This is a genomic window from Actinomadura sp. NPDC000600 (assembly GCF_040492135.1).
Lineage (GTDB): Bacteria > Actinomycetota > Actinomycetes > Streptosporangiales > Streptosporangiaceae > Spirillospora.
Genome location: NZ_JBEUPD010000130.1, coordinates 1 through 1,267 on the forward strand (window position 1 = coordinate 1; position 1,267 = coordinate 1,267).

The 1,267-nt window shown below is 33.1% G+C and carries 2 protein-coding genes; both read right to left on the reverse strand.

Annotation, left to right across the window (positions count from 1 at the left end):
- Positions 1-518 (reverse strand): tyrosine-type recombinase/integrase (locus ABWI07_RS44200; protein WP_353822213.1); only part of this gene is annotated, 518 nt, incomplete at its 3' end.
- A 249-nt stretch (positions 519-767) separates the two neighbouring features.
- On the reverse strand, positions 768-1,073 hold the full coding sequence (locus ABWI07_RS44205) for a bacteriocin immunity family protein (protein ID WP_010905062.1): 306 nt from the start codon (positions 1,071-1,073) through the stop codon (positions 768-770).
- Between the last annotated feature and the right edge of the window lie 194 nt (positions 1,074-1,267).

Consider the following 1,267-nt stretch of genomic DNA (forward strand, 5'->3'; position numbering starts at 1 on the left):
GCTGGATTGTCGTTTATCGCTCCTAATTGCACACCATAATCAAGGATACGTTTGATGATATTGAGCATTATCTTATAGTTTTTACCTTTACCCTTTTCACGTTTACCACTAATAATCTCAGAGGTATTAGCATTCTTAGACCAATCATTAACAATACCTTGTAATAACATAGCCGTTATTTTTGGTAAAACGTATGTCCCAATAGCTGGTAAAATATAAACTTTTAAATAATTTTTTACTGAACGTATGCTATTAGCTTTAACCGTCAGCTTATAACTTTCAACCCAGCTCAAAGCCAAAGATTCAAAGTTATCAAAAACCACTTTTTTCCTTGCAATTGTAGACCCATTATTGATAAACTTATTTATAGCTTGGCGTGCTTTAATATCACACATTTTTCTACTATTGGCACTTACACTTGTTCGTACTTGCTTACCTGTGAGATTATCCACACCCAAATAAACGTTAGTTCGGTACACCTTTGTACCGTCTTTTTTTGTATATTCTTTAATATTCATATTATTTCTTCCTTTCCATTTTGTACTAATGTCAGGCAAGGCATGTACGAGGATTGAGAAATATTGTTATTAGAGATATTTAGTTAACTGGTTTATTAGTTTATAGAGTTATTGAATTCTCAACTGATATAGTATTATTTACGGTAACAAGAGTAACAAAGTATTATAAAGGTAGTTATATCAAGGGTTTATACTGTTACCTTTCTCTAAAAGAAGAGTAACAGTAAGGTATCAAGGGTAACAAGATAATTAGAGAGGAATCCCTAAACTAGAGCCAGTACCTGGAAATGCTGGTAGAATCTCTGCAAGTATTTTAGGCAATGTACTATAAAACTCACTCACACTTGGAGATAAGTTACTATTTATGGCATCCAACGTAAAATTTGTCTGCATACGTCTGATGACATTGGGAATATACTCTCCTTTTTCTACTAGATTCTTTGCTTTAGTCAGCACTCTACGTTCTTCTTCTTTTATATCCTCACTAAGGATAAGATTATAAAGTGTATTTAAAAAATCTAATTTTATTTGAGATGTTTTATCATTGTCTGCCATAAATACCTCCTATCAGCTTTTAACGTGGTTCAGGTTTGCACGTATTAGGGTTAAGTAAAAAGTGGTAAATATTTACTCATAAACTAGTTGCAAACGTGAACAATAAGCTTATATTGATTTCTACAAGCCTTACATCACGCGCTTTCTATTAACTGACTGGGGGGCGTGATATCATTGTCTGCGGTTGACATGCC

Excerpts from the sequence above, each read along its gene's own strand:
- ABWI07_RS44205 (WP_010905062.1), bottom strand. The coding sequence starts at position 1,073 with ATGGCAGACAATGATAAAACATCTCAAATAAAATTAGATTTTTTAAAT.